The organism is Mobilicoccus sp. (assembly GCF_032060985.1).
Taxonomy (GTDB): Bacteria; Actinomycetota; Actinomycetes; order Actinomycetales; family Dermatophilaceae; genus Mobilicoccus.
On the sequence record NZ_DAMBGD010000008.1, the window covers coordinates 146,263 to 154,036 of the forward strand.

The 7,774-nt window shown below is 69.6% G+C and carries 7 protein-coding genes; 5 read left to right on the forward strand and 2 right to left on the reverse strand.

The genetic code is table 11. The features are described 5' to 3' along the window. Position 1: 1 nt before the first annotated feature. Positions 2-388, reverse strand: a complete 387-nt coding sequence (locus RT054_RS08530; protein WP_313023077.1) for a YciI family protein — start codon at positions 386-388, stop codon at positions 2-4. Positions 389-709: 321 nt separating this feature from the next. Between RT054_RS08530 and RT054_RS08535 the strand changes: the two genes are divergently transcribed. The 3 genes from RT054_RS08535 (at position 710) to RT054_RS08545 (ending at position 2,743) form a co-directional block, all read left to right on the forward strand. Continuing rightward, on the forward strand, positions 710-1,378 hold the full coding sequence (locus RT054_RS08535; protein WP_313023078.1) for a hypothetical protein: 669 nt from the start codon (positions 710-712) through the stop codon (positions 1,376-1,378). Positions 1,379-1,658: 280 nt separating this feature from the next. Next, a complete protein-coding gene (locus RT054_RS08540) occupies positions 1,659-2,015 on the forward strand; it encodes a patatin-like phospholipase family protein (RefSeq protein WP_312718218.1) in 357 nt (118 codons plus the stop codon). Next, positions 2,012-2,743, forward strand: a complete 732-nt coding sequence (locus tag RT054_RS08545; protein WP_312718217.1) for a patatin-like phospholipase family protein — start codon at positions 2,012-2,014, stop codon at positions 2,741-2,743. The genes RT054_RS08540 and RT054_RS08545 overlap by 4 nt, the downstream gene beginning before the upstream one ends. Positions 2,744-2,806: 63 nt before the next feature. Here RT054_RS08545 and RT054_RS08550 read toward each other — a convergent pair whose 3' ends face one another. Continuing rightward, positions 2,807-5,065 carry a 2OG-Fe(II) oxygenase gene (locus RT054_RS08550; RefSeq protein ID WP_313023079.1) on the reverse strand — a complete coding sequence of 753 codons (2,259 nt, stop codon included), beginning with the start codon at positions 5,063-5,065 and terminating at the stop codon, positions 2,807-2,809. 430 nt (positions 5,066-5,495) lie between these two features. On the opposite strand from RT054_RS08550, the gene RT054_RS08555 reads away from it, so the two are divergent. Beyond that, positions 5,496-6,725: a Fic family protein gene (locus tag RT054_RS08555; protein ID WP_312718214.1), complete on the forward strand. Its 1,230-nt coding sequence runs from the start codon at positions 5,496-5,498 to the stop codon at positions 6,723-6,725. Between the two features lie 176 nt (positions 6,726-6,901). Then, on the forward strand, positions 6,902-7,774 hold an 873-nt coding region (locus tag RT054_RS08560), incomplete at its 3' end, for a transposase (RefSeq protein ID WP_313023080.1).

The following is a 7,774-nucleotide window of genomic DNA, read 5'->3' on the forward strand; positions in this document are numbered from 1 at the left end:
CTCAGATCTCCTCGTGCTCGGTGGCGGGTCGCTGGTCGGGCGTAGGGGCCGGGAAGCGGCAGACCTCCTGGGGCCAGTCGAGCGCGACGGCGAGCCGGCCGGCCCAGTGGCGGGCGGCCTCGTCGTCCTCGACCGAGATGACGCAGAAGCCGCCGAGGTGCTCCTTGGACTCGACGTAGGGTCCGTCGGTGAACACCGGGCGGTCACCGTCCGCGGTCACGCTGCACACGAGGCTCGAGGCGTCGATCCCGCCGTTACCGAAGACGAAGACCCCCGCCTGTTTCATGTCCTCGACGACGGCCATGCTCGCGCTCGCCTTGGCGCGGATCTCGGCGGCCGTGTGGGCGGGAACCCACTCGTCGTTGAAGCTGATGAGGTAGTCGGTCATCTCGTGCCTCCCTCGCCGGATACCCGGCTCGTCCACGGCGGCCCTGGTGGCCGCCTCACCCGTTCCACGAACGACACCGGCTCGATACGACAACGGCTGAGGACATCTTTCCCGGAGTCCGGCCGCGTGGGTGATCCGTGACGCCGCCGACATGCTGCTCGGCCACCCGGTGCGGCGAGGGGTGAGACCGAAGACGTGATGGGCATGGGCGTCCGCAGCCACACCGAGAGCAGTGCTCTTGCCTTGGCCGGGCGCGGAGGCTACCGTGACGGTCTCGGCGAGAGCACTGCTCTCCTTTTCGTCCCGAGAGGACCGATCGGCATGCACGACCACCTCGTCTCCCACCGCGACCTCGATCCCCGCCGTCTCGTCGCGCCCGCGATCGGCGCGGGGGTCTTCATGGCGGCCTACCTGCTGACTCGTCCTTACGGCGACAAGACCGTCGGCGCGACACCCGCCGAGACGGCGGCGGCATTCGCCTCGCCGTGGTGGGTGGCCGCCCACGTCTTCGGGATGCTCGCGCTGGCGTCCTTCGCGCGCCTGGCCCTCCGGGCGAGCCCGATGGGTCGACGGACGGCGGCGGCCGTCGGACGCACGACGGGCCTGGTCGGCGTGGTAATCGTGCTGCCGTACTTCGGCGCGGAGACCTTCGCCCTCCACGCGGTGGGTCAACGCGCCGTCGCCGGCGATCCGGGCGTCCTCGAGCTCGTCACCCCGATCCGCGAGCAGCCGGTGGCGATGGCGATGTTCGGCCTGGGGCTGGTCCTCCTCGGGGTCAGCGGGATCGCGGTGGCGCGAGTCCTCATCCCCGTCCTCGGACGGGCCGCCTGGCCGCTGGGGGTGCTCATGGCGCTGTTGCTCCCGCAGTTCTTCCTCCCCCCGACGGCCCGCATGCTGTTCGGCCTGGCCGTCCTCGCGGCGGCGATGGTCGTGGCACGGGCGGCCTGGTCGGCCTCCGGCGCTCGGCGCGATCACCAGCCGGCCGCGTGAGGCCTCGGTGGCGATTCAGGCCGAATGTGCGGGAGAGGAGTGTGTTCTTCCAGAAGGAGTCGATCTGTTCGATGGGGTCGTCGGGGGTGTTCGCCTCGACGACGCCCCTCCGGCCGTCCCTGGCTGCCGCCGTCCGCGCGGCGTCGGCACCGTCGCCACCCGCCGGGTGAACGGGGCGGACTCGGACCGTCTGCCCGGCGAAGCACGGGGTGCCGAGAGGTCATGCCCGTGCCGGATCCCTACGATCGGGTGAGGTCCGTCCCGATGATCGGAGCTGGTGATGCCCCCTGTCGACCTCGGAGTCGCCCTTCAGGGTGGTGGATCGCACGGCGCCTTCACGTGGGGTGTCCTCGACCGCCTCCTCGACGAGGACGACATCCGACTCCACGCCGTGAGCGGCACGAACGCCGGCGCGGTCAACGCCGCGGCTCTGGCCTGTGGCCTCGCCGAGGGAGGGCAGCCTGGCGCACAGCGGCGTCTGTCGCAGGTGTGGCGGGCGGTCGGTCGCGCCGGCACGTGGGTGTCGTCCCCGAGCCAGGCGTTGTGGGCCGGCCCTCCGCTGGAGTCTGGGCGCAACTCGTCGACGAGTGGCGGCGGCGGAGGCTCGGACCCTTCGCGTCGGCGAGCGACCGCATGATGCGCAGCTGGGGTGCGGCCGTGACGTCGGCGGTGTCCCCCTACGAGAGCAATCCGTGGGACGTGCACCCGCTGCGCCGCATCCTGGAGCTGGAGATCGACTTCGACGCGGTCCGCGCCTGCCGCGACCTCGACGGGTACGTGTCGGCGACGGCCGTGCGCAGCGGCCGGTTGCGCGTGTTCGACACCTCCGAACTCAGCGTGGACGCCGTCCTCGCGTCGGCGTGCCTGCCCACCCTGTTCCAGGCGGTGGCGATCGACGGGGAGGAGTACTGGGACGGTGGATACGCGGGCAACCCCTCGCTGCTGCCCCTCGTCGACCATTCCGGGGCACGGGATCTCCTCATCGTGCAGATCAACCCCATCAGCCGCGCCGAGTCGCCCCGCGCCGCAGGGGACATCCTCGACCGCATGAACGAGGTGACGTTCAACTCGTCACTGCTCAAGGAGCTGCGCATGCTCGGCCTGCTCCAGATCGTCGCCCCCGACGCTGCGGACGCGTGCGCGATCCACCCCTTCCTCGCGCGGATCCGCGACCTGCGCGCCCACCGCATCGACGCCGGCGACGACCTCGCCGCCCTGGGCTCGTCGACCAAGACCGACGCCAGCACCTCGTTGATCCTCACCCTGCACGACATCGGGTGGCGTCGCACCGACGAATGGCTCGCCGCCCACCGCGATGACCTCGGACACCGACAGACCCTCGACCTCGCCTCCTACGCCGTCTGACACGCACTCGCCGACCTCGGGACCGGCGCGAGTGAGGTCGCGCCGAGCTCAGCCGGCCGACCGTCAGCGCCGCGTCCGTCCGAACCTGTTCAGGGCACGAGCAGCCTCCGCCCGGGCGCGGTCTTCTCTCTCGAACACCTCGGCGGTCTTGGTGAGGACGAGCACGTGCGGGCGGCCCACGCGGCGCGTCGTGTGCGTGACCGGAAGCTCAGCCCCGTCGATGACGTGGTGGATGTGCTGCCGCTTGTCCTTGGCCATCGGCCACTCCAGCACGCGCTCTCCGCAATCGGTGAGAAACCCGCCGAGCGTGTCGCACAGGTCGCAGTCACAGTCGGCAGGGGGCGCGATCGACCAGTCATCCGGCTCGCGAACGGGCGCCTCGATTCTCGCCGTGAGGATGGCCGTCGCGATGGGAGTGAGGTCACGCAGCCCCGAGCGCGCGGCATGGACCGCGTCCCACGACTCGGCGATCTCGAGTGCGGGCAGGAGGAGGTCGGCGATCACTGGCGTGGTGGCGTTCTGACACCACGTGGTGACCTCCGCGCAGATGGCCTTGTCGTCGACCTCGGCCACCCCGCCGAGGAGCGCGGCCAGCAGGACGCCCAGGTCGGCGACCTTGTGACGCACGGTGGAGGTCGGGGCAGCGGCGAAGCACGCCTCGATACGGGTGCGCAGCCATGCCCAGGCCGGGGCGAGGACGTGGTGCGCCAGGTCGGGTCGCTCGGCGAGGGCGTGGCACAGCTCGGGGAGGTCCTCGACCCAGGACTCACTCAGCGTGTGGTGACCCCACCGCGTATCAGACGTGAACCAGGTGGCGAACCGTGCTGCCGCCCATGCCGTGCCGCGGACGTCGCTGGCACCGATGAGGTTGGTGGCCGTCTCCGGACGGAGATCGTCGAGCAGGAACGGCTCGAGGAGGGTGTCGACGAGTGTCTCGTCGTCAAGGAAGCGGGCGAGAGCCAGGGCCAGGTCGAACAGGTCGGCGGCTTCGGAGTCTCGGGCGCCGGCGGTGCGGTGAAAGGTCTGGCGTGGTCGACCGTTGCGGACGATCGCCGGCCACGTCGGGAGCAGACCGCGCAGGTCCCGCGCCGCTCCCGTCTCGTCCCGGTCGGCGAGGCGGAGCAGCAGGTGTCGCAGCTCGCGTGTGGGCGCAGTCTCGGCGCGGTTGGCGAAGGCGAGATGCGTCGGCCAGATCACGAGGGCGCCGCGGTGATACCAGCGGTCGACGGTGTTGCCGTAGTTGCCCATGAACCCCTCGTGCTCACTGGCGTAGGCGCGCAGCGACCGCGACGGGGTGGTGGCGGTGATGTCGTCGTCGAGTCCGAGGCCGACTTCGACCACGTCGCCCTCGGGCGTGAGCCAGTGCGTGAGGGTGGCGTCGGAGGCGATGAGGTACTCGTCGTCGCTGACGTCGTCCCGTACCTCGTGCACGTCGGCGAGGCCGAACGTCACGTCGCATCCCGCGCGTTTCGCCGCAGCAGTGAGGACGGCGGCCCGTTCGGCGTCGACACCTTTGAGCCGGCCGAGCCCCTGAGCGAGGGCCCGTGGCGTGTAGCTGTGATCGAGCAGGTAGGCGAGCCGGATGGGCGTGGCCGGCTCTCCTCCGTACAGCGGGGCCTCGGGCGTCTCGAAGTGGCGGGTGAGCAGCGTCGCCGCCTCGGCGACGGCGTCGCGCTCGACCTCTTGAAGCGAGGTGTCACCCTCCAACAGGAGGTTGTAAGTCAGCACGACTCGGTGCCCGGTGCGAACCGGGAGCACCTCGTGGACGGCGTCGGCGTAGAAGGCGACGATCGTCGTCTCGTCGCGCGATCCGCGGTAGGTGTGCATCCCGTCCGGCCCATGGACGACGAGCTCCCCGCCGGAGAACGGACAGGGCAGGACGACGACGAGTGAACCCACCATCGCGTCGTCCTTCTCCGAGTCCTGGTGCGGGGCGAAGAACTGACCGCGCTCGTAGACCAGCAGTGAGTGGAAATCCGCCCTCAGCCGGCAGGTCGCTGGCAGCCCGAGCGCACTCCGTGCCTCCTCCAGGACATCGTCGAGGAGGCCGTGCCAGTCGACTTCGACCGGGGTGTCGCGGAAGTGCCACGTGTGCCGGACCGCCGTGTCGACGAGGGTGTCCTCGCCCTTACCGAACGGCGCAGGCTGCCCGAACGAGATGAGCTTCTTGGCGCGGGCGGCGGTGAGCGGAAGCCGGAGTTCACCGAACCCCGCGACAGTCACCATCGGGTGCTCGTGCAGGCTCGTAAGCTGCGCGCTGGATCGCGTCGAGGCCTGTCCGCCCAGGAGACGGGCCAGCTCATCGAGATGTGTGCGGGTCATCGGTGCTCCAGGAGGTCGTTGCTCGGGACGCCGGGGTCGTCTGCGCCGACCTTAGTCTCGCCCAGCCCGTGGGGTCCTGCGCCGGCCCATCCACAGCCTGACCTGAGACCGGAGGGTGGCGTTCGCACCGGAGCCCAAGGCGTCCGGTCTCAGAGCCCGCGTCCGGTCTGAGGTGCGGTGTCGAGCGGGCGGACCAGCTCGCCCGGGTGCTCCGGCATCCAACTACCAGTTCAGTAGAAAATGGTAGTTCGCTGGTACTTTGGGACAGCAACGCCCTTAATGACGAGAGTGGGTGAGCTCGATGCGTCCCCCGATGCCGCCCCCGGAGGTCGACCATCTGGAACGGCCAGAGCATGCCGCACGGGCCGCGGAGGTGCGACGCCTCGTTGGGGCGACCGCGGGGACGCGTGACTACCTGCCATGGGACAGGATGCGGTTCAAGACACCCCCGAGCGGCTTGGACCACGCCGAGTGGTGGTGGGCTGTTCGCAGCGCACGAGACGCGCAGATGCGCCCGCTCCCCCTCCTCGTCGACGTCGAGGGTCACCCGTTCGGCTTTACCCTCCCGGATCCTCTGCTGCGCGACGTCGACCGGATCAACCGCGATGCCAGCGGCTACATCACGACGGCCGAACCCGTCACCAACCCGGCAACCCGAGACCGCTACCTGGTGAGCTCGCTCATCGAAGAGGCCATCCGCTCCTCTCAACTCGAGGGCGCAGCGACAACCCGCGTCGTCGCCAAGGAGATGATCCGCTCCGGTCGTGAGCCGAGGGACACCGGCGAACGCATGATCCTCAACAACTTCCGGGCCATGCAGCACATCGGCGAGCTGCGACACGAACGCCTCACACCGGAACTGGTGCGGGAGATCCATCGCATCGTCACCGACGGCACCCTGCGCGATCCCGAGCGGGCCGGGCGACTCCAGGACGATGACGGTGACCGTATTCGGGTGGTGTCGGACTCCGGTGACGTCCTGCACGCGCCGCCACCCGTGGCGCAGCTGCCGGAGCGGCTGGAACGGCTGTGCCGTTTCGCGAACGACGATGGCGGCACCACCTACATGCCGCCCGTCCTGCGAGCCGCGGCCACGCACTTCATGATGGGCTACGACCACTATTTCGTCGATGGCAACGGACGCACGGCTCGTGCCGTCTTCTACTGGTCGATGCTGCGCCAGGACTTCTGGCTGACCGAGTTCCTCACCATCTCGGCGGTGCTGAAGGCGGCACCTGTGCAGTATGCCCGAGCCTTCCTCCTCACGGAGCAGGATGGCGGCGACCTCACCCATTTCTTCCTGCACCAGACCAAGGTCATCATCCGAGCCATCGAGGAGCTCCACGCCTATCTCGGCCGGAAAGCGGAAGAACTCCAGGACGTCCGCCGCGCGACGGCCGCCCCGGGATTGGCCTTGAATCACCGACAACTCGAGCTCCTCGAACACGCGGTCCGCACCCCGGGCGCCCAGTACAGCGTCGAGTCCCACAGAACCAGCCACCGCGTCGCGCTCGAGACCGCACGTAAAGACCTGTCGGACCTGTCCGACAAGGGGCTGCTCCACAAGGGGAAGGTGGGCCGGCGCTACACCTGGTCCCCCGTCCCCGACCTGGCAGCGCGGCTGAACGAGCCGAAGCACGATGCCGCGCCGGCATCGTGAATCGCACTCAGCAGGCCCTGGGACGACACGTCCTCGCCGGTACGACCGGCTGAGCCCTGATCCACCGTCCTGGGGCGGGTATTCCGGCGCGTCTTGATAGACGAAGTGCCCCTTGAGCTGGGAAGATAGTGATTACCACACCAATATCTGACCAACCCGAAAGGGGCACCTCGTAGATGCAACTCTCTCACAGTGCCCGCGCGGTTTTCGATGAGGCGAATCTCGTGTCGTGCGCGGGTCTGGTGCCCGCGTTGGCGTTGGCCGAACAGGCCGGGTGGAGTGAGCATCTGGAAGGCCTGTCGGTGCCCTCACCGAACGCCGCGGCCAAAGCCACATGCGTGGTGGCGGGGATGTTGGCCGGCGCGGACAGCATCGATGACCTGGATTTGCTGCGTCACGGCGGCATGACGCGCTTGTTCAAAGGGGTGCGGGCGCCCTCCACGTTGGGCACGTTCTTGCGGTCTTTCACGCACGGGCACGTGCAGCAGCTCGACGCCGCCGCAGCCGCTCTGCTGGCCGGATTGGCCCGCACTGTTCCGGCCCTGCTGGCCGGTGGCGGGCCGCGGGGCATGGTGTTCCTGGATGTGGACGACACGATCCGGGAGGTCCACGGGTACGCCAAACAGGGCGCCTCTTACGGCTACAGCCGGGTGCGCGGGTTGAACCTGCAACTGGCCACCCTGTCCACCCCGGCCGCGGCGCCGGTCATCGCCCGGGCGCGGCTGCGGCGCGGGAGTGTGGCCAGCGCGACCGGCGCGGGCCGCATGCTGGCCCAAGCCATCACGACCGCGAAGGCTGCGGGTGCCTCCGGGCAGCTGTTGTGTCGGGCCGATTCGGCCTACTACGGGTGGGCGTTCGTGGGAACCGCGCTCCGGCACGGCGCGTGGTTCTCCGTCACCGCGCGCGCGAATGCCTCGATCAACCGGGCCATCACCAGCATCCAGGAGTCCGCGTGGACCCCGATCAGATACCCGCACGCGGTCTGGGACAAAGAGGCTCTTCGGACCTGCGCGTGGGTTGAACATGGCGGCGTGCGCGGTGTAGGGGTA

Bases quoted from the DNA above. Each gene is read 5' to 3' on its own strand.
- RT054_RS08530 (WP_313023077.1), bottom strand. From the start codon at position 388: ATGACCGACTACCTCATCAGCTTCAACGACGAGTGGGTTCCCGCCCAC.
- RT054_RS08535 (WP_313023078.1), top strand. From the start codon at position 710: ATGCACGACCACCTCGTCTCCCACCGCGACCTCGATCCCCGCCGTCTC.
- RT054_RS08540 (WP_312718218.1), top strand. From the start codon at position 1,659: ATGCCCCCTGTCGACCTCGGAGTCGCCCTTCAGGGTGGTGGATCGCAC.
- RT054_RS08545 (WP_312718217.1), top strand. From the start codon at position 2,012: ATGATGCGCAGCTGGGGTGCGGCCGTGACGTCGGCGGTGTCCCCCTAC.
- RT054_RS08550 (WP_313023079.1), bottom strand. From the start codon at position 5,065: ATGACCCGCACACATCTCGATGAGCTGGCCCGTCTCCTGGGCGGACAG.
- RT054_RS08555 (WP_312718214.1), top strand. From the start codon at position 5,496: ATGCGGTTCAAGACACCCCCGAGCGGCTTGGACCACGCCGAGTGGTGG.